Consider the following 18,342-nt stretch of genomic DNA (forward strand, 5'->3'; position numbering starts at 1 on the left):
ACACCGTTTCGGGCAAGATCACCGGGGCTCCGCGGGTAACGATTTGGCAACTCAGTAGACGACAGTGCCCGTGGATCCCACCGTGCTTCCTGCCTTGGCGGGACGCGCGCTCACTTCCAGCGCTATGCCGGCGGTGTGGAGGGGAACCTCCAGCGCACGGCTGAGATTGGCCAGCACATCGGTGCGGACCTGACGCAGCGCCTCCTGGACATCGGCGCGCTCATTCAGGATCAGGCGCAGAGCCAGGTCCGGTGATTCCGCGGTGCCGCGCAGCAGTGCCGTGCTGTCCACAACCCCCGGCAGCGACCCGGCGTCGTCTTCCACGGCCGCCGCCAGCACGGCCGGGTCACACCGGGTGATGCCGCGGGCGGGGTCCTCGTGAAGGCGGTAGCTGGTGGCGGCGCGCCTCCGCGGCACTTCCGCCAGGATCCACCACAGCGCCAGCAGGCCCAGGATGATGCCGCCAACCAGCACCGCCGCAGCCGGCACAGCGTCCAGCGCGCCGGGACCGTCCGCCAGCACGGGATCCTCCGCTCCGGCAAGGTTTCCGCCGGACCAGGAGTTCATGAGTCCGGCGGAAAACAGGATCGAGGCCGCCCCTGCAGCGAGAAGCACAATTCCAAGGATTATCAGCCAGGTCCGGTTCATGGCTCCTGCATGGTGTCTCATGCTGCGTCCTTCCCCGTACGCCGGGTCAGTCCCGTGAATGAATGGTGACCCGGACCCGCGGTACCGGATCCAGGCCGGAGGCTTCCAGGCGCGAATGCACCCCGTCACCGACCCACCGCTGCAGGTCCCCGGTGTCATGCAGCGCCGTCGTTACCGTGACCCGGACATCACGGTCCGTGGCCGTGGCCGACGCCGAGGAGACCCCGTCAATGTGCTCGCAGGTGGCGGCCGCCAGCTGCGCCACGGCGCGGCGGGACATCACCGCGGACGGTTCTCCCGCCGTCGCCTGCTCTGCCACCGGATCTCCCGTACCGGGAACTCTGACCGGCAGGTCGTGGAAGCGGCCGGGCAGGATACCGGCCAGCAGCAGTACCAGGCCTGCGGCCGCGAGTGCGATTCCCAGCGCCCAGACGCCGGGGCTGTTCCAGGCCGAGTCGGCCAGCCACTGAACCGGTGCCGTAAGCGCCTCCGGCCAGGTTCCGGAAGTAAGCCGGAGCAGGGCAGCCACCACGGCGGCAACCCCCAGCGCCAGGAGCACGACGGCGCAGATGGTTGCCGGAACCGAGCGGCTGGGCCGTGAGCGCAGGGCCACCGGCGGCGACTCGGCGCTCACAGCAGGATCCGCCGTCCGGAGGAGACCGGGCGGGGCCGGAGCCAGGCCAAGGTGATGTCCACCTGGCGGACCTGCACGCCCGTCAGCTCAGTGACCCGCCCAGCGATCCGTTCGCGCAGCTCATGCGTGGCCTGGCGAAGCGGCACCGGATACGGCATGCCGACTTTCACGCGCAGACTGGCAATGTTCCCGGCCAGCTCCACTGACGCTTCAGGACGGGCCGAAAAATCCGCGCGCGCTCCGATTCCCATAAAACCGCCTGAGGTTCCGCCGGCTTCGGTTTCGTCGAGTGCCACCTGGCTGGCGATCTTTTCCAGGACCTTTCGGGACATTGATGTGCTGCCCCGGTCCTCCACGGCCCGCCGGGGGCGGCGTGAGGTGCCTGCCGCCGTCGTAGTCATCGGCTCGCGGCACGGCCAAACAGACCGGCCATGTCCAGTTTGCCGTCAGCCACCAGTCCTACCAGCAGTCCGATCAAACCAAAGAGTACGGTCACCAGGAACGCGAACCATCCCCCGAACGCCAGCACGATTCCCAAAACCAAACCAACTATCAGGCACCATCTTGTTGCATTCATCGGTGCTCTCCTTAGGACGTATTAGTACGTTATGGAAGTTGACCCGGCACGGCGCCGGGCCTGCCCTACTCCAGCCGCCCGGACGGTTTCTTCTGCGGCTGGCTGTCGTCGTCGCTGTCATCGTCGGGGAGGTGGACGTCCGTGACGTTCACGTTGACCTCCAGGACTTCCAGCCCGGTGGCGTTCTCCACGGAGCGGATCACGTTGGTGCGGATCGCCTGGCTGACTTCAACAATTGAGTACCCGTACTCAACGATCACGCTGACGTCGACCGCTGCCTGACGCTCGCCCTTCTCCACGCTTACACCGTTGCCGTAGTTCGTCTGCGACCCGGGTATGCGCTCGGTGACCGCGCTGAACGCACGGCGGGCGGCATTTCCCATGGCGTAGACGCCCGGGACTTCGCGGGTAGCAATGCCCGCCAGCTTCTGCACCACGCTTTCTTCAATGGTGGTGTCTCCGCGGGGAGTGTGCAGCGGCCCCGACGGCCGGTGCTGCGCGAGGTCGCTCTCCCTCTCCGCGCTTTCCCCGGTGACCGCCGGTGATGCGGTGGATTGTCCAGGAATCTTGGCGGAATCTGCCATTGCACTCATCTCCTGAAGAGGGGGATCCCGGAGGGGGATCGCCGTACCTTCCATTAAGGGCGCACCGGGGCAGGATCGTCAGTCCCCACCGAACTTTTCTCCGGCTGATACCCCTAATTCCGGAGGAACCTGCGGGTCCGCCCGCGGTGGTCCTCCTGCCTTCCCTTGCTCTCCCCTGCAGGAGGCCATAATATTCACGATACGGAAATAAGTTTTCATTTTAGACTCTTAGCTCGTTCGCACCGTGAGCGGCCAAGAGGCGGAACTGCTTGAAGCCCGCGGGTTTACACCCCGCAGTTCGCCCCGTACGTTCAGGGCACGCTGCATTTCGACGACGCTGTCCGGCACCGACCAGGCCGGTAAGCGAGAGGAGAAACCATGGCCATTGAAGTAACCGACCCCAACCCGGCCGAAGGCGCCGGGACCATCCTGACCCCGGAAGCGCTGGCGTTCATCGAAGAACTGCACCACCGCTTCGCCCCCACCCGGAATGACCTGCTCGCCGCGCGCACCGCCCGCCGGGAAGCGGTCGCTGCCGGCCAGTCCCTGGATTTCCTGCCGGAGACCGCGGATATCCGCCAAAGCGACTGGAGCGTTGCACCGGCTCCGCCCGCGCTGATGGACCGCCGTGTGGAAATGACCGGACCGGCCTCCCCCGCCAAGATGGCGATCAACGCACTGAACTCGGGTGCGAAGGTGTGGCTCGCGGACCTTGAAGATGCCTCCACCCCCACCTGGCACAACGTGGTCGATGCCGAGTACAACCTGTACCGCGCAGCCCGCGGGGAGCTGTCCTACACCTCCCCCGACGGCAAGGAATACTCCCTGCGCACCGACGCACCGCTCGCCGTCGTTGTTATGCGTCCGCGCGGCTGGCACCTGCCGGAAAAGCATGTTCTGATCGACGGCGAACCCGCCGTCGGCGCACTGGTGGACTTCGGCCTGCACTTCTTCCACAACGCGAAGCAGCTCCTGGAGAACGGCCAGGGCCCCTATTACTACCTGCCCAAGATGGAAAGCCACCTGGAGGCACGCCTCTGGAACGACGTCTTTGTCTTCGCGCAGGACTATGTGGGCGTTCCGCAGGGCTCGGTCCGTGCCACCGTGCTGATCGAGACCATCCCCGCCGCCTTCGAGATGGAGGAAATCCTCTACGGACTGCGCGACCACGCCGCGGGTCTCAACGCGGGCCGCTGGGACTACCTCTTCAGCATGATCAAGGTGTTCCGCGACTCGGGCAAGGATTTCCTGCTTCCAGACCGCGCCGACGTCGCCATGACGGCACCGTTCATGCGCGCCTACACCGAGCTGCTGGTCAAGACCTGCCACCGCCGCGGAGCCTTCGCCATGGGCGGGATGGCAGCCTTCATTCCCAACCGCCGCGAGCCGGAGGTCACGGCCAAGGCGTTTGAGAAGGTCACTGCGGACAAATCCCGCGAAGCCAACGACGGTTTTGACGGATCCTGGGTGGCCCACCCTGACATGGTGGACACCTGCCGTGAAGTCTTCGACTCCGTGCTCGGTGATCAGCCCAACCAGGTGGACAAGCTGCGCGAGGACGTCAATGTCACCGCCCGGGACCTCCTGGACGTGACCACCGCAGAGGGTTCCATCACCGAGGCCGGACTGCGCTCCAACCTCTACGTTGCGGTGGCCTATACCGCGGTCTGGCTTTCGGGCAACGGCGCGGTGGCGATCCACAACCTGATGGAGGATGCGGCAACGGCCGAGATCTCCCGCTCCCAGGTGTGGCAGCAGGTCCGCAACGGCGTCACGCTCGAGGACACCGGAGAGACGGTTACCGAGGACCTGGTCAAGCGCCTGCTGACGGAAGAGACCGAGCGGCTGCGCGGCGAAGTGGATGAGGAGAAGTTCAACCGTTACTACGCCCCGGCAAGTGAACTGATCGGCCGGATCAGCCTCTCCGAAGACTTCGCGGAGTTCCTGACCCTGCCGGCCTACGAGCTCCTGGACTAATCGCGGCGACGTGCCGGATGGGCCGGGTTAGGCGGCTTTAATACTCCAAAGCGAGCTCTGCGAGCGAAGGAGTTTCGTTGCCGCCGTTCCGGTCCACCCGGCACGTTTCCAGTCCGGTCAGTCGAAATGAATCACCTGGCGGATGGCCTTCCCGTCCGCCAGGGTGTCCATCGCCTCGTTGATGTCATCCAGGGCAACCTCCGCGGAAACCAGTTCTTCCACGGGCAGCTTTCCCTGGCGCCAGAGGTCCGCGTACACCGGAATGTCCCGGGACGGCACGGCCGAACCGAGGTAGCTGCCGATGATGGTCCGGGCCTCGGCGGTAAGGGTCAGCGGAGTGATTTCAGCGCGCTGGTCGGGGGCGGGCAGTCCCACGGTGACCGTGGTGCCGCCCGGTGCGGTGAGTGCAACTGCTGTCTCAAACGCGCGCGGATGGCCCGCCGCTTCCACGGCCAGTGCCGCGCGGATGCCGGCGTCCGCGGCCTGTTCGGGGGTGTATACAGCGTCCGCCCCCAGCTCCAGCGCACGCTTCAGCTTCTCCGGCAGGGCATCGATGCCAATAACACTGCGTGCCCCGGCGGCCCGTGCGGCGAGCAGCGAGGCCATGCCCACGCCGCCCAGCCCCACCACCGCGACGTCCTCCTCCGGGCCTGGACGGGCAGCGTTCAGCACGGCCCCGGCACCGGTAAGCACTGCACACCCGAGCAGGGCGGCAACGGCAGGCGGCACATCATCGTCCACGGCAACGACGGAGCGGTAATTGACGACGGCGTGGGTCGCGAAAGCGGAAACCCCCAGATGGTGCAGCACGGGCTCACCGCTGCGGCTGAGCCGGATACCGCCGCCAAGCAGTGTGCCTTCATTGTTCGCAGCACTGCCGGGAGTGCAGGGCATCTTGCCGTTGGTGCGGCAGGCGGCGCATTCCCCGCAGCGCGGCAGGAACGCCATCACCACCCGCTGGCCGGGTCGGAGACCCGGCACGTCCGCGCCCAGCTCCTCGATGCGTCCGGCGGCCTCGTGGCCAAGGAGCATGGGCAGCGGGCGGATCCGGCTGCCGTTCACCACGGAGAGATCCGAATGGCATACCCCTGCTGCCTCGATGCGGACCAGCACCTCGCCCGGGCCGGGCGGGTCCAGTTCGAGTTCGGCCACGCGCAGCGGCCGGCTGCCCGCGTAGGGCCGTTCGGCCCCGGTGCGTTCCAGAATGGCTCCCCGTATGGTGCGGCTACTCATGATTCCCCTTTGAATCGGCGGTTCGCGCCGCTGACGGCGCGGGTCGGGACCCATTCCAGCATGGCGGGGGGCGCGCGCCAAAGAGGCACCCGGCAGCGCCGCGCGCAGTTCTGTGACGCCAGATCATGTTTCCGGCCCGTTTCATTTGGCAAGATGTGATCCATGAGCCAACAGAGCAGGACCTACCCGGCGCTGACCGGCAAGGATGCCTCCGCGCTGAACCGGGCACTTTCGTCCGGCGACGTCACGGTGTTCGTTGACGGTACGGCACTTCGGCTGCCCCCGGCAGCCCGGGATGCGGTGCTGGACCTGCTCGGCCGGCTCGCGGGTGGACAGGCCGTGACCGTCTCCGCTGCGGCGGAGGCGAAGGTTCCCGGCGATTCCTCCGCGCATAATCCGCTGCTCACTACCTCCCAGGCCGCCGCGGCGGCCGGGATCTCCCACACGTACCTGCGCAACCTGACCGATGCCGGCGTTATCCCGGTCGAATACCGGGGCACGCACCGCCGGATCAGGATGTCCGACGTCGAGGCCTGGCTTCAGTCCCAGCGCGAGGCGCGCGCTGCCAAGGCTGCAGCACAGGGCGGGGACGGTACTTCAGGGGGGACTGATACCTAGGAGCACCGCCGTCGTGCGGCTCCGCACACCTGCTCGCTAGCAATTGGTTCCACTCGTACTTTTTCAATCTGTTGACCGGAGCAAAACGTGATTATCGGTATCCCCAAAGAAATCAAGAACAACGAGTACCGGGTGGCCATTACGGCCTCCGGCGTGCACGAACTGACAACCCGTGGACACACTGTCCTGGTCGAGGCCGGGGCAGGAGCCGGGTCGAATATTACCGATGAGGAATATTCAACGGCCGGGGCCGAACTGACCCCCGCAGCCGGGGATGTCTGGAAGCGTGCGGACATGATCCTCAAGGTGAAGGAGCCTGTCAGCTCGGAATACCAGTACTTCCGCCCCGGGCTGATCCTCTTCACCTATCTGCACCTTGCAGCCACTGAGGAACTCACCCGCGCGCTGCTTGAATCCGGCGTCACCGCGATTGCCTATGAAACCGTGCAGGAGGGGCGTGCCCTGCCACTGCTGGCACCCATGTCCGAGGTTGCAGGCCGGCTGGCCGTCCAGGTCGGAGCGCAGTGCATGATGGCACCGGCGGGCGGGCCTGGCCTGCTGCTCGGCGGCGTTCCCGGCGTGCGGCCGGCCAAGGTAGTGGTGCTCGGTGCCGGAGTGGCCGGCACCAACGCCGTCGCCGTCGCCGTCGGCGCGCATGCAGACGTTACCGTCCTGGACATCAACATCAACCGCCTGCGCGAACTCGATGCGCAGTACGCCGGACGCATCAAGACCGTGGCCTCCAACGCGTTCGAGATCGAGCGGGCGCTGCTGGACGCGGACCTCGTTATCGGCTCCGTCCTGGTTCCCGGCGCGCGGGCACCGAAGCTGGTGACCAACGACATGGTCGCCCGGATGAAGCCGGGATCAGTTCTGGTGGATATCGCCGTGGACCAGGGCGGCTGCTTCGAGGACAGCCGGCCCACCACGCATGAGGAGCCCACCTTCCGGGTGCACGGTTCACTGTTCTACTGCGTGGCGAACATGCCCGGCGCTGTTCCGAACACCTCCACCTATGCACTCACCAATGTCACGCTGCCGTATGCCGTGGCGCTGGCGGACAAGGGAGTGCGCGTTGCGTTCGAGGATTCTCCGGCACTGGCCCGGGGCCTGAACATCGCCAACGGCGCGGTCGCGCACCACTCCGTGTCCGACGCACATGGCCTGGCCCTCACTGAGGGCTGGAAGGAACTGGTAGCTCCCTAGCTTCTGACGCGCCAAAGGCCGGCAGCCCAACGGCTGCCGGCCTTTGCCGTGGTCAGGGAACCTAGTGCGAAACCGGAACCTTTGCCGCCGCGCCGCGCAGCACGGGCGCTCCGAGCAGCGAGATAACGACGGCGCCGAGCGCCATGGGGATGACGAACAGGAAGTACAGGTCCCCCGGCGTCCAGCCGCCGTCGATCAGGCTGCCGGCCAGGATCGGGGAGACGATCGCTCCTACCCGGCCCATGCCGATTACCAGGCCAAGGGCGGTGCCTCGGACCTCGGAGTCGTAGTAGGTGGGACTGATGGCCAGCATGCCGGCAATCGGCGCATTGGCGCCAAAGCCCACCAGCGCGGCGGCGAAGAGTGCCAGCGGCAGCGATCCTTCGGTGGAGTTTGCGAACACCACGAAGGTGGCTGCACCGACCACGAAGAACACGGCCAGGACCCGGCGCATGTCATAGCGGGCACCGAAGACGCCCAGCACCACCGCGCCGGTGATGGCGCCGACGCTGAAGAGTACGCCGGCGTTGATGCCGTCCTGGGCGCTGAAGCCGCTGGCGGTGATCAGCTTGGGGGTCCAGGAATTCGCAAAGTAGAAGCTGGCCATCAGGATGAAGTACGCCAGCGAGAGCAGGATGGTCCGGCGGGCGTTCACTCCGGTGAGTACGTCGGCGAAGCGGGACTTCTTCTCTCCCCGGGGCGCCGGTTCGGGCAGTTCCGCCACCGGCACCTGGCCAATGCTGCGCAGGGTCTTGTTGATGCGTTCCAGCGCGTTGGCGGGACGGCGGACGGAGAGGTAGTCGATGGATTCAGGCAGCACTTTCAGTACCAGCGGAATCATGATCAGTGTCGCGAGGCTGCCAAAGAGGAAGGCCGAGCGCCAGCCGAAGGAGGAAATCAGCACGCCGGTCACCAGGCCGCCCAGCACGCCGCCCACGGGCTGGCCGATGCTGACGATTGCCAGCGCTGTGGACCGGCGCTTGGCGTTGGAGAACTCCGAGGCGAAGACGTTGATGGTCGCCTGCAGGGTTCCGATCGCGACGCCGGTAATAAGGCGCAGGATCAGCAGCACCTCATAGGAAGGGGCGAAGACGGAGGCGAACATACCCGCGGCTACGACGCAGACGCCGATCAGCAGGGTCTTCTGGCGGCCGATCACATCCGCGATGGTGGAGACAAAAATGGAGCCCACAGCCATACCGACCAGAGCCGCGCTGAGCAGGAAACCGAGCTGCGCGCCGTTGAGGTCCCATTCCGCTGAAACTGCGGAAGCGCTGAAGGCCATGACCAGGACGTCAAAACCGTCGATCATGTAGAGGGCTGTACAAATTGCAATGATTCCGACTTGCCGCCGGCTCAGGGTGGAATCTTCGATCCGGTCTTTGAGGTGCATTCCTAGAATGCTAAAGGAGACCAGCACCACAACGTGATTTCGGTCGCGTTATGGTCAGACCGTTACGCGGGTGCCCTAAAGGGAATCACGGCCCGGCATATATCTGCCGTATAATTTCCAGCCCCCGCAGTGAATCTGCAGGGTCAACCGGCAGCTTGCCGCCGTCCAGGACAGCGGCTGCCAGCCCGGTGTAGAAGTCCTGGTAGCGGCCGGCCTCCGTGGGAACGATTGTGCGGGATGCGTCCGAGCCGAGCAGTCCCCGGCTGGCCGGTTCCTCCACGCCGTAACCGGCGTCCCCGGGACGCATTCCTGCATCCAGCTGAGCTTCCTGCGGGTCCGTTCCGCGCTTCGTCCAGGCTGCCTTTGACCCGGTAACCCGGTACCTCTCCCCCGCCTGCGGAGCCAGCGAATTCATCCACAAATGGGACTGCACCCCGGCGGCATGCTGCAGGACCACAAAGACGTCGTCGTCGGGTCCGTCGCCTTCCCTCCTTGAGCGGACTTCGGCGTACACCGGCTCAGCGGGGCCAAAGAGCTGCAGCGCCTGGTCGATCAGGTGCGGACCCAGGTCGAAGAGGATCCCCCCGCCGTCAGCCGCTCCCGCTTCCCGCTTCCAGGCCTTGGTGACGGCAGGCTTGAAGGATTCCATCCGCGATTCGAAGCGGCTGACGGTGCCGAGCTCACCGCGTTCAAGCAGGCCCCTGAGCGTCAGGAAGTCTCCGTCCCAGCGCCGGTTCTGGAACACCGAAAGCACTGTTCCGGCTGCGGCGGCTGCGTCCATGAGTTCCCGTGCCGCCTCCGGAGAATGCGCAAACGGTTTATCCACCACGGCGGAAAGGCCGGCCTTCAGGGCAGCGATCCCCAGTGGGGCGTGGGTTGCCGGCGGCGTACTGACCACGGCCAGGTCCAGGTTCCCGGTGAGAGCCAGGGCGGCTTCGGCTGACGGAACGACGGCGGCATCCGGGTAGGCGGCTGCCGCCGCTTTGGCACGGACGGGGTCCGAAGTGACGATCACATCCAGCGAATACCGCGGATCCTCGTCAATCAGCGGCGCATGGAAGACGCGTCCGCCCAGCCCGTAGCCGAAAAGTACCGTGCGCAGGGCTGATGAATCAGGAAAGCGGGCTGCCCCGGTCATGAAGTCTGGAAGTGCGTTTCGGAGGGTGCGCCGTTGAGCTTGGCGACGATCTCCCCGGCCAGCACCTTGAGCTTGAGGTTCCTGCTGTTCGAAGCGCGCTTTAGCGTCTCGAACGCCTCGCTCTGGGAACAGCGGTTCTGGCCCATGATGATCCCGATCGCCAGGTCGATGTCCGTCCGCGACTGCAGCACCGACTGCAGGTCCTCAACAGTGGAGGCACGCTGGGACATCCGCACCGCCAGCCGGAGAGCCATCGACGCTTCCTCGGCATATGTCCGGGCGACCCGCTTGAAGTCGTCATCGAAGGTGTTCGCCGAGCGGGAGTAGAGGTTCAAGGCAGCCCGTGCATGGCCTTCCAGCGTGAGCGGCACGGCATAGATGGACCGCATGCCCTGCGCCACGACGTGCTGCATGTATTCCGGCCAGCGTTCATCGGCGGAGGTGTCGGGAACATCCACGGCCTCATGGACGCGGAGGGCGTGGAGGCAGGGGCCGTCGTCGAAGGCGTACTGCATCTCGTCCATTTCCAGCGCTGCGCTCTCGCTGCTGGCTACCGTGTAGCTGTGTCCGCGCGAGCGCTGCAGCGTGATTCCGCAGTACACGGTTCCGCGCGAGGAAAGGGAAGAGGCGCTCACCCGGGCCAGCTGCTGCAGGAATTCCAGTACGTCTTCATGGTGGATCAGCAGGTCCTGCAGCTGTGCTGCGGTGGCAGTCGCAGACCTCAGGTCGTCCATAGTGCAATGTTCCTTTTTCGAGCCCCTGTGAACCGCACTGTGCGCCCACGATTGTCGTGTCAGAGCTTAGATACTACGATATCGGGATACGGTCAAGACGCGGCCACGGCTTCTGCACACCTTTATGGAGTTATCGATGGGCCTGCCGGCGCACTTGCCGATCTGCCACCATTGCGGCGTTGACGATTACCTGATCTACGAGTTCTACACTGCGCCGACCGGGGACGATCCCGGCGTTGTGAGTTACACCTGTTCTGCGTGCGAGACCTTCGCCGGCCATGAAGTTCCGGCCGGCTGGGCTCCCCCCGGGTGGCGCGTTGGGCACTGATTCGCCGTCCCCGTTTCCCGGAGGACTCACCCTGCTGCTGGGTGCCGCGGCACACCTCTCTGCCGAAGCCAGTCGGATTTTCCTTGCTGATCTCAACTTGAACGAAGTCTCGGTGCGCGTGCTGAAGGCCCTTTCCGCGCCAGGGATGCCCGCGGCAAGAGTTGCCCTGCTGACACGCCTCAGCCTCGAGGAAGCCTCATTTGCCCTCGCGTCCCTGCATCAGGCCGGGTACGCCCGGCCACGCCGCCCGGGCCGATGGTCACGCACACCATCCGGCACCGCCATGGTGGAGGAGCTCGCGGCGGTCAGGAAGAAATGCGACGCACGGGCCGGTGAAACTGAACTGCGCCAGGCCCTCTACGCACTCATCGACTCCATGGCAGACGAGGAAACGCCGGACCCGGTTTAGCCCTTCCAGGAATGAGACGGAAGGGGGCCCGGAACAGCACTGCTGCTCCGGGCCCCCTCCGTTATTCATCAGCGGCAGGCATCCGCCATTACGAGGCGGCCACCGGGAACCGCTCCCACACCCGGTGCTGGCTCAGCAGCGTGACCAGGCCCGGAACGATTTCCTCCGGGGATTCCACCAGGATGCCCGGGGCATCCTCCGGAATGCCGGAAGCGCCCAGCACACCTGCACCGCTGCCCCAGGCACCCAGTGCCTTGGAGTGGCGGTAAGCCTCGGTGAGGAGGATAGCCACGCGGGGATCGATCGCCGGGTGGCCGGCGGGGTTTCCGGCCTTGGCATCCAGGCTGTCCACCGCATCCGTGCCGTATTCGCCGGAACCCGCCACGATGACGGCGTCGAACTCTGTGGAACGGGCCGTCAGGTAGGTGCGCTGGACCGGGATCTGGCCGCCGAGCATGCCGCCCTGCGGAGCGATCACGAGCGGAACCATGTCTGCCGCGTCGATGGCCGCGCGGATCCGGGCCAGGGCAGTCAGATCGGTGCTGCCGTCGGCGAGGATGCCGATGATCCGGCCGTCAACCGGCCAGGTTCGGCCCACCTGCTGGAGGGCCGGGCTCGGGTCTGCGTCTTCCACCTTCAGCGTGGGTGCCGGGGCCGGAAGCCCCAGGCCGGCGGCCACCTCAGCGCACAGGCGCTCGTCAATGTTGGCGAGGGCCTGAAGCTGGCGGACCTTGATGTTCTCCTCGTAGCACTTGCCCAGCTCGAAGGTGTACGCCTGGATGACGTGGTCCTGTTCCACCGGGGTCAGCGACCGGAAGAACTGCCGCGGCTGGCTGTAGTGGTCGTCGAAGGTTGCCGGGCTCTCCCGGACCTTGCGGGACTTGGCCACCGGAGCCGGCACGTCGATGAACGCTCCCATGTCGGCACCGGCCAGGAACGGGCAGCCGCCGTCCAGCGAATTGGGCTGGTAGGGCGCCACGCCACTGTGCACTGCGTCCTGGTGGAAGCCGTCCCGGAGCATGTCATTGACCGGGGCGTGCGGCCGGTTGATCGGAATCTGGGCGAAATTCGGTCCGCCCAGGCGGGTCAGCTGGGTATCGATGTAGGAGAACAGGCGGCCCTGGAGCAGCGGGTCATTGGTGACGTCGATGCCCGGAACCAGGTGGCCGGGGTGGAAGGCCACCTGCTCCGTCTCAGCGAAGAAGTTGGTGACGTTTCGATTCAGGGTCATGGTTCCGATGACCTGCACCGGTGCCAGTTCCTCGGGCACGATCTTGGTGGGATCCAGCAGGTCGATGCCCTCGAACATCTCATCCTCGGTGTCCGGGAAGACCTGGACTCCCAGGTCCCATTCCGGGTAGGCACCGGCTTCGATGGCATCTGCCAGGTCCCGGCGGTGGAAGTCGGGATCCATGCCGTTGATGATCTGTGCTTCTTCCCAGACCAGTGAGTGCACGCCGAGGCGCGGCTTCCAGTGGAACTTCACCAGCGAGGTTTCACCCTTGGCGTTCACAACCCGGAAGGTATGGACGCCGAAGCCTTCCATGGTCCGGTAGGAACGCGGGATACCACGGTCGGACATGTTCCACATGGTGTGGTGCTGGGCTTCGGTGTGCAGTGAGACGAAATCCCAGAACGTGTCGTGGGCGCTCTGCGCCTGCGGGATTTCCCGGTCGGGGTGGGGCTTGCCGGCGTGGATCACATCCGGGAACTTGATGGCGTCCTGGATGAAGAAGACCGGGATGTTGTTGCCCACCAGGTCGAAGGTTCCCTCGTCCGTGTAGAACTTGGTGGCGAATCCGCGGGTGTCGCGGACGGTGTCAGCGGATCCCCGGGACCCGAGGACCGTGGAAAAGCGGACAAACACGGGAGTCTGGGCGTCACGCGCCAGGAAACCAGCCCGGGTGATCCCTTCGGCGGCTCCGTTGGCAACGAACACGCCGTGCGCTGCCGCGCCGCGGGCGTGGACAACACGCTCCGGGATGCGCTCGTGGTCAAAGTGGGTGATCTTTTCCCGCAGGTGGTGGTCCTGGAGGAGGACGGGGCCGCGCGGACCGGCCTTGAGGGAATGGTCAGTGTCCCGCAGCCGGGCGCCCTGCGCCGTTGTCAGGTAGCGGCCGGACTGGGCATTGGAGGTCTTGGGTGCGCCCGTGGGCACGCCGGTCGGAGAGACGGTCTCAGGACCGTCCTGGTCAGGCTTTGGCGGAAGCGGATCGTGCGGTTCGGTGGGCTCTGCAAGCGAGGGCGGCTGCGGGGCAGGCGCGCCGGGAATCGGAAGTCCGTTGGCGGATGTGCTCTGATCTGACATGTGGCCTCCATCTAGTGGAACTTGTCGCCGCGCCTGGAGCGCGGCTCCAGAAACAGCGTACCGAAAAAATAGTAAGGCTACTTAACAAGCGGGGAGAAAGTGCCGCCGCAACGCAAAGAACGGACCTGCCTGCAGGGGGGTACAGGCAGATCCGTCCTCTGTGGGGATACATCCCCTACCGTCCCGGCTTTTCAGCCCTGCAGCGGGCTTACGCGGCCGGAACGGACTTCGATGGGCCCGGCGGGCCGGGCGCTGGTGTAACCGTTGTTGCACTACTCCCAGAGACAGTCTGCCCAGGCAGCGTCCCTCAGGTAGTCCCGGGCCGGCCCTACGCTCCAGAGTTCACCGCGGGACTCGACGTATCCCATTCCGCGCATATCCACTACCGTCTCTTCGTCGCAGCCCAAGACCGTTCCCAGGTCTTTGTCGTCAGCAGCCAGAACTACTTCATTCCGTTGCGACACAGTGACCGCCTCCTTCTCCTCGACGACTTCCCCCCGGTCCATCCGGGAGGACTAGTGCTTGTCCAGGAGCATGGCTTCGCGCTCTGTGCTCCAGGTCCGGGCATACAACCCCATGGCTGCTTCCTCCCGCAGGGACAGTCCCAGCCGGTTGAGGAGCATATGGGCCTGGTAGACCGTCAGATGCTGCGCGCTGCGGCTCACTCGTGCCTTGTCCGCCCGGTAGAGGTAGGTATCCATGGTCCGGAACCAGCGGCGCCGCCAGTTTTCGACCGCGGATTCTGCCGCGGTGGCGGCCATCAGCCGGTGGGTCGGCATGACCTTCGCTCCCACCTGTACCGTCATGGCCTGCCGGACACTTGCCGCACGCGGGCCGAAGCCGGCGGTGCAGCTGCGCAGGTGGCTGTCCCAGTAGTAATCCCAGGAAAGCCTGCGCCGGTCCGGCCAGCTGGAGGCCCGGGGGCCCTTCATCATGCTGCGTGCGGAATCAAAGAGCAGCAGCGAGCCAAGCGCCCACCGGTTCTGCACCTTGGGGAAACGGGCGGTTGCCCAGGTCCCCAGGTCCGAGGAGAGTTCGAAGACTTCCTCAGCCAGCGCCAGCCCTTCCACCCCGCCGTACTTCGCAAGATCGGCTTCGATGCGCGGATCCTGCTGTTCCGTACCACCCGGGCTCAGCCGGTCGCACGCCGGGTCGCCGAAGGCGTGGGTAACGCTGAGGTGGCCTATGACGCCGCTGGCCTGCTCCTGAAGCGCCGCCAAAAGCGACTTCAGGCGGTCCAGCGTTTCCTGGGGCGCCAGCACCTTCATGCGCACATGGGCGTTGGCAGGCTCAGAACAGCGGGTGTAGAACCACCGCTGCGCCCCCCATAGCTGGGCCTGCGCCGCCAGCGGGGTAACCAGTTCTCCAATGATGCCGTCCGCTACATCGAAGCCGCCGGTATAGATGGATAGTGTCCACCAATGAGTGCTTGCATTAGTTCGCGAGGCGTTTCGAACTGCTGTTAGCTGGCTCATGGCGTTCTTCCTCCGGGTTCAAGTCTGGTTACCGCCGCTGGGGCGGGTCTAGATGTGTAGCTGGTTGGTTCATCCCCCATGTGAGGGGCCTAAATTAGAACCATTCCCAGCTCTTGATGGAAACCGGTGCAGTTGCCTTCTTCATGGTCGTATCCCCTCTTTTAGTTCGGCTGGTTGCACAGCCGGTCGTGTTTGACTCCGAAAGCTTCCCCCGGGCCGGAAGGGTGTGTCCACCGTTACCAATTTCAGCTTCCTGTCATGTCCGGTTGGTGCCCCTAAGCCCGTTTGGACGTTCTCTGCCGCCCCCCGAAAAGCCCGCAGGCAAGCGAAAATCAGCGTTTTGGGTACCGAACTACCGGGCAAGCGTGGAGAATGGCATTAAGCTGTCATGTCACTCTCTTCGGGTTCCAATTTCGGGGGCACAGCGCCTTGCCCGGAGGCCGGCAGTTCTTGGGGCATCAGGTGCGCGCCGGACCCATGCCGGCTGTCCCCAGCACCGCAGTTGTAGGAGGAGATTTGCTGGATCAGGTGTCGGTTGAGGTGTACCGCTACGCGGTCTCCCATCCGGGTTGGACCCCTGCTGAAGCATCGGACGCGCTGGGCTACACAACGCGCGCCATCGACCGGGCCGTGGATGAACTCCGCTCCCGCTGCCTGCTCTTCTCCGAAGGCCCGGACAGCTCGGTGTACACCGCCGTCTCCCCGGATGTGGCGCTGGCCGAACTGGTTGATCCTGACGAGCGCGAGATGCTGGAACTGAGGGCCAGGATCGGCGCCAAACGGCGCGAGCTGGCAAGCCTGGTGCCCACCTTCGCGGAGGCACGCCGGCAGGTGGCCGCGGAAGCCTCGGTTGAAGTGCTCGAGGACCCGGAGCAGGTACAGCGGGTACTCATTGAATACGGGCGCTCAGCCTCGGAAAGCGTGCTGATTGCCCGGCCCGGCCACGGCTCCAACGCCGACTTCCAGGAAGAGAGCGTCCAGAAGGACCTGGACCTGCTGCGCGCAGGGGTGAAGCGGCAGACCCTCTACCACGTCAGCACCAGGGACCATGTACCAACCTGCAAGGCTGTGGAGCGGATCAGTGAAGCCGGCGGTGAATTCCGCACCCTCCCCTACGTCCCCATGCGCACCCTCATCTTCGATGACAAAGTGGCCGTGGTGGCACGGCAGCTGCACACCTACGACAGGGCAGGGCTCGTCATCCGGGACCCCAACCTCATTGGCCTGTTCACCAAGCTCTTTGAGTTCGCGTGGAGCCTCGCGGAACCTTTCCTCGCGGACGACCCGGGCAAAGCCGGGCTGACCAGCACCCAGCGGTCCGTCCTGGCCGGACTCGCGGCCGGGCACTCGGACGAGGTTATCGCCCGGCGCGTGGGCATCAGCGTGCGCACCTGCCGACGGCACATTGCCTGGATGCTGGAGGAGCTGAAAGCCGAGAGCCGCTTCCAGGCCGGAATCAAGGCCCATAAGGCGGGTTGGATCTAGAAAACTTGTGTTGCTTCCCGGTCAACCCGAGTGCCATGATGTGGCATGACGTTTGAGGAAACAACGGGGTCGGTGCTGACTCCGGAAGCACAGGTGGCCCTCGACCGGGCCACGGGTTCGGCCCACCGCCACCACGATCTCCTGTCGGACCGAGCCTTCCACATCAAGCAGTCGGCTGTCCGGGATGTCTTCGATATCTCCATCCAGCCGGGCCTGATCTCGCTGGCCGGAGGCAGCCCGTACCTGCAGGAACTGCCGCTGGATGAGCTTGCCGACGCGACGGCGTCGATCATCCGCAGCCAGGGCCTCGCGGCCCTGCAGTACGGCCCCGGGCAGGGGCTGGCCGAACTCCGCGAGCTGGCGTGCGAGGTGATGGCCGCCGAAGGCATCATGGACGCCGACCCCGCCGACGTCGTCATCACCACCGGTTCACAGTCCGGCCAGGACGTCGCCGCCAAGGTCTTCTGCAATCCCGGTGACGTGGTTCTCTGCGAAGATCCGACCTACGTTGGCGCGCTCAATGCCTTCGAGTCATACGAAGTGGACATCCAGCCGGTCGCCATGGACTCCGAGGGCCTTATCCCGGAGGCACTGCGGGAGCGGATCAGCTCGCTGCGCGCAGCCGGCAAGACCATCAAGATGCTCTACACGATCCCCAGCTTCAACAACCCCAGCGGCATCACGCTCTCGGTCGGCCGGCGGGACGAAGTGGTGCAGATCTGCCGGGAAAACAACATCCTGGTGCTCGAAGACAATCCCTACGGACTGCTCCGGTTCGACGGCGAACCGCTTGCTCCGCTGCGGGCGTCGAACGCCGAGGATGTGCTCTACCTCGGGTCATTCTCTAAGATCTTCGCTCCCGGCATGCGCCTGGGCTGGGCCCTGATTCCGCGGCACCTGTTCCGCCGCTTCTACCTGGCCTGCGAGTCCGTGGTGCTCTGTCCCTCTCCCCTGACCCAGATGATCACCGCAGCCTACCTGCGCGATTTCGACTGGATGGGCCGCATCCGGGATTCCCGCCGGCTCTACGCCGGCCGCTGCGCAGCGATGCTGGCGGCGCTGCAGGAAGAGATGCCCGACGGCGTTACGTGGACAGTGCCGGACGGCGGCTTCTTCGTCTGGCTCAGCCTGCCTGAGGGCGTCGACACCTACCCCCTGCTGGCCGAGGCCATTGAAGCCGGAACAGTGTTCATTCCGGGAACAGCCTTCACGCCCGGAGATGAACCCAGTTCCCGGCTGCGGCTGGCCTTCAGCGCCGTTTCCGAGCAGGACATCGCCGAAGGCGTGCGCCGGCTTGCTCCCGTGATCCGGCGGGCGGTCGCCGCCGCCGGAGCTCTCTAGCCCCGGAGCGGGCCGGGCATGCCCGGCCGCCGGGGCCTACTTCCGGCGCCGGCGGTCGAAAAACGGAACCACAATCACGAACAGCAGCGCCATGATGGCCAGCCGCCAGAGCATGCCCAGGTTCGGGAACAGGATGATCAGCAGGCTGGAGACGATGAAGGCACCGACGAGGATCCAGGCCGTCCGCTTCCAGTCGATCTGCGGTCCGCCCCCGCGGTTTCCGGGTCCGGGGTTCATTGACATGCTGCTCCGAT

19 protein-coding genes are annotated in these 18,342 nt (G+C 65.6%); 6 read left to right on the forward strand and 13 right to left on the reverse strand.

Features of this window, described 5'->3' with window-relative positions; genetic code table 11:
* Window positions 1-51: 51 nt before the first annotated feature.
* The 5 genes from NGB94_RS00195 to NGB94_RS00215 form a co-directional block, all read right to left on the reverse strand.
* Window positions 52-669 carry an alkaline shock response membrane anchor protein AmaP gene (locus NGB94_RS00195; protein WP_325788199.1) on the reverse strand — a complete coding sequence of 206 codons (618 nt, stop codon included), beginning with the start codon at window positions 667-669 and terminating at the stop codon, window positions 52-54.
* Between the two features lie 25 nt (window positions 670-694).
* Window positions 695-1,282: a DUF6286 domain-containing protein gene (locus tag NGB94_RS00200; protein ID WP_325788201.1), complete on the reverse strand. Its 588-nt coding sequence runs from the start codon at window positions 1,280-1,282 to the stop codon at window positions 695-697.
* Entirely contained in the window at window positions 1,279-1,683 is a 405-nt protein-coding gene (locus NGB94_RS00205) for an Asp23/Gls24 family envelope stress response protein (RefSeq protein WP_325788202.1), read from the reverse strand. Before NGB94_RS00205 ends, NGB94_RS00200 begins: the two co-directional genes overlap by 4 nt.
* Complete coding sequence (locus NGB94_RS00210) at window positions 1,680-1,859, reverse strand: hypothetical protein (protein WP_325788203.1); 180 nt, start codon at window positions 1,857-1,859, stop codon at window positions 1,680-1,682. The genes NGB94_RS00205 and NGB94_RS00210 overlap by 4 nt, the downstream gene beginning before the upstream one ends.
* Before the next feature lie 65 nt (window positions 1,860-1,924).
* Window positions 1,925-2,443: an Asp23/Gls24 family envelope stress response protein gene (locus NGB94_RS00215; protein WP_325788204.1), complete on the reverse strand. Its 519-nt coding sequence runs from the start codon at window positions 2,441-2,443 to the stop codon at window positions 1,925-1,927.
* Window positions 2,444-2,821: 378 nt separating this feature from the next.
* On the opposite strand from NGB94_RS00215, the gene aceB reads away from it, so the two are divergent.
* Complete coding sequence (gene aceB / locus NGB94_RS00220) at window positions 2,822-4,420, forward strand: malate synthase A (protein ID WP_325788206.1); 1,599 nt, start codon at window positions 2,822-2,824, stop codon at window positions 4,418-4,420.
* A 117-nt stretch (window positions 4,421-4,537) separates the two neighbouring features.
* On the opposite strand, the gene NGB94_RS00225 is transcribed toward aceB, so the two are convergent.
* On the reverse strand, window positions 4,538-5,653 hold the full coding sequence (locus tag NGB94_RS00225) for an alcohol dehydrogenase catalytic domain-containing protein (RefSeq protein WP_325788208.1): 1,116 nt from the start codon (window positions 5,651-5,653) through the stop codon (window positions 4,538-4,540).
* Between the two features lie 162 nt (window positions 5,654-5,815).
* On the opposite strand from NGB94_RS00225, the gene NGB94_RS00230 reads away from it, so the two are divergent.
* Both NGB94_RS00230 and ald read left to right on the forward strand, forming a co-directional pair.
* Complete coding sequence (locus tag NGB94_RS00230) at window positions 5,816-6,271, forward strand: helix-turn-helix domain-containing protein (RefSeq protein ID WP_325788210.1); 456 nt, start codon at window positions 5,816-5,818, stop codon at window positions 6,269-6,271.
* 87 nt (window positions 6,272-6,358) lie between these two features.
* Entirely contained in the window at window positions 6,359-7,477 is a 1,119-nt protein-coding gene (gene ald, locus NGB94_RS00235) for an alanine dehydrogenase (protein WP_325788212.1), read from the forward strand.
* A gap of 61 nt (window positions 7,478-7,538) precedes the next feature.
* Here ald and NGB94_RS00240 read toward each other — a convergent pair whose 3' ends face one another.
* From NGB94_RS00240 to NGB94_RS00250, 3 genes are all read right to left on the reverse strand, one after another.
* Complete coding sequence (locus NGB94_RS00240; RefSeq protein ID WP_325788214.1) at window positions 7,539-8,870, reverse strand: MFS transporter; 1,332 nt, start codon at window positions 8,868-8,870, stop codon at window positions 7,539-7,541.
* A gap of 85 nt (window positions 8,871-8,955) precedes the next feature.
* Window positions 8,956-10,008, reverse strand: coding sequence for a Gfo/Idh/MocA family oxidoreductase (locus NGB94_RS00245; protein ID WP_325788215.1), 1,053 nt, complete (start codon window positions 10,006-10,008; stop codon window positions 8,956-8,958).
* The gene (locus NGB94_RS00250) at window positions 10,005-10,742 is read right to left on the reverse strand and encodes a GAF and ANTAR domain-containing protein (protein ID WP_325788216.1); all 738 of its coding nucleotides are present in this window, start codon (window positions 10,740-10,742) and stop codon (window positions 10,005-10,007) included. The genes NGB94_RS00245 and NGB94_RS00250 overlap by 4 nt, the downstream gene beginning before the upstream one ends.
* Before the next feature lie 317 nt (window positions 10,743-11,059).
* Here NGB94_RS00250 and NGB94_RS00255 point away from each other — a divergent pair, with 317 nt between their 5' ends.
* Entirely contained in the window at window positions 11,060-11,479 is a 420-nt protein-coding gene (locus NGB94_RS00255; RefSeq protein ID WP_325788217.1) for a hypothetical protein, read from the forward strand.
* 88 nt (window positions 11,480-11,567) lie between these two features.
* Here NGB94_RS00255 and NGB94_RS00260 read toward each other — a convergent pair whose 3' ends face one another.
* From NGB94_RS00260 to NGB94_RS00270, 3 genes are all read right to left on the reverse strand, one after another.
* Entirely contained in the window at window positions 11,568-13,787 is a 2,220-nt protein-coding gene (locus tag NGB94_RS00260) for a catalase (protein WP_325788218.1), read from the reverse strand.
* Between the two features lie 272 nt (window positions 13,788-14,059).
* The gene (locus NGB94_RS00265) at window positions 14,060-14,251 is read right to left on the reverse strand and encodes a hypothetical protein (RefSeq protein ID WP_325788219.1); all 192 of its coding nucleotides are present in this window, start codon (window positions 14,249-14,251) and stop codon (window positions 14,060-14,062) included.
* A gap of 51 nt (window positions 14,252-14,302) precedes the next feature.
* Entirely contained in the window at window positions 14,303-15,262 is a 960-nt protein-coding gene (locus NGB94_RS00270) for a lantibiotic dehydratase C-terminal domain-containing protein (RefSeq protein ID WP_325788220.1), read from the reverse strand.
* Window positions 15,263-15,778: 516 nt separating this feature from the next.
* On the opposite strand from NGB94_RS00270, the gene NGB94_RS00275 reads away from it, so the two are divergent.
* On the forward strand, window positions 15,779-16,747 hold the full coding sequence (locus NGB94_RS00275) for a LuxR C-terminal-related transcriptional regulator (protein ID WP_325788222.1): 969 nt from the start codon (window positions 15,779-15,781) through the stop codon (window positions 16,745-16,747).
* 45 nt (window positions 16,748-16,792) lie between these two features.
* Window positions 16,793-18,088 (forward strand): PLP-dependent aminotransferase family protein, encoded by a 1,296-nt coding sequence (locus tag NGB94_RS00280; RefSeq protein ID WP_325788224.1) that lies wholly within the window; start codon window positions 16,793-16,795, stop codon window positions 18,086-18,088.
* Between the two features lie 36 nt (window positions 18,089-18,124).
* Here the strand turns inward: NGB94_RS00280 and NGB94_RS00285 are convergent, their stop codons facing one another.
* Window positions 18,125-18,331, reverse strand: a complete 207-nt coding sequence (locus NGB94_RS00285; protein ID WP_325788225.1) for a hypothetical protein — start codon at window positions 18,329-18,331, stop codon at window positions 18,125-18,127.
* Window positions 18,332-18,342 lie beyond the last annotated feature (11 nt).

It is taken from the genome of Arthrobacter koreensis (assembly GCF_035792275.1).
GTDB classification, from domain to species: domain Bacteria; phylum Actinomycetota; class Actinomycetes; order Actinomycetales; family Micrococcaceae; genus Arthrobacter_B; species Arthrobacter_B koreensis_A.

Coding starts and splice junctions, on each gene's coding strand:
- NGB94_RS00205 (WP_325788202.1), bottom strand. CDS start 1,683: ATGACTACGACGGCGGCAGGCACCTCACGCCGCCCCCGGCGGGCCGTG.
- NGB94_RS00245 (WP_325788215.1), bottom strand. CDS start 10,008: ATGACCGGGGCAGCCCGCTTTCCTGATTCATCAGCCCTGCGCACGGTA.
- NGB94_RS00215 (WP_325788204.1), bottom strand. CDS start 2,443: ATGGCAGATTCCGCCAAGATTCCTGGACAATCCACCGCATCACCGGCG.
- NGB94_RS00260 (WP_325788218.1), bottom strand. CDS start 13,787: ATGTCAGATCAGAGCACATCCGCCAACGGACTTCCGATTCCCGGCGCG.
- aceB (WP_325788206.1), top strand. CDS start 2,822: ATGGCCATTGAAGTAACCGACCCCAACCCGGCCGAAGGCGCCGGGACC.
- NGB94_RS00270 (WP_325788220.1), bottom strand. CDS start 15,262: ATGAGCCAGCTAACAGCAGTTCGAAACGCCTCGCGAACTAATGCAAGC.
- NGB94_RS00250 (WP_325788216.1), bottom strand. CDS start 10,742: ATGGACGACCTGAGGTCTGCGACTGCCACCGCAGCACAGCTGCAGGAC.
- NGB94_RS00230 (WP_325788210.1), top strand. CDS start 5,816: ATGAGCCAACAGAGCAGGACCTACCCGGCGCTGACCGGCAAGGATGCC.
- NGB94_RS00225 (WP_325788208.1), bottom strand. CDS start 5,653: ATGAGTAGCCGCACCATACGGGGAGCCATTCTGGAACGCACCGGGGCC.
- NGB94_RS00285 (WP_325788225.1), bottom strand. CDS start 18,331: ATGTCAATGAACCCCGGACCCGGAAACCGCGGGGGCGGACCGCAGATC.
- NGB94_RS00280 (WP_325788224.1), top strand. CDS start 16,793: ATGACGTTTGAGGAAACAACGGGGTCGGTGCTGACTCCGGAAGCACAG.
- NGB94_RS00210 (WP_325788203.1), bottom strand. CDS start 1,859: ATGAATGCAACAAGATGGTGCCTGATAGTTGGTTTGGTTTTGGGAATC.
- NGB94_RS00195 (WP_325788199.1), bottom strand. CDS start 669: ATGAGACACCATGCAGGAGCCATGAACCGGACCTGGCTGATAATCCTT.
- NGB94_RS00240 (WP_325788214.1), bottom strand. CDS start 8,870: ATGCACCTCAAAGACCGGATCGAAGATTCCACCCTGAGCCGGCGGCAA.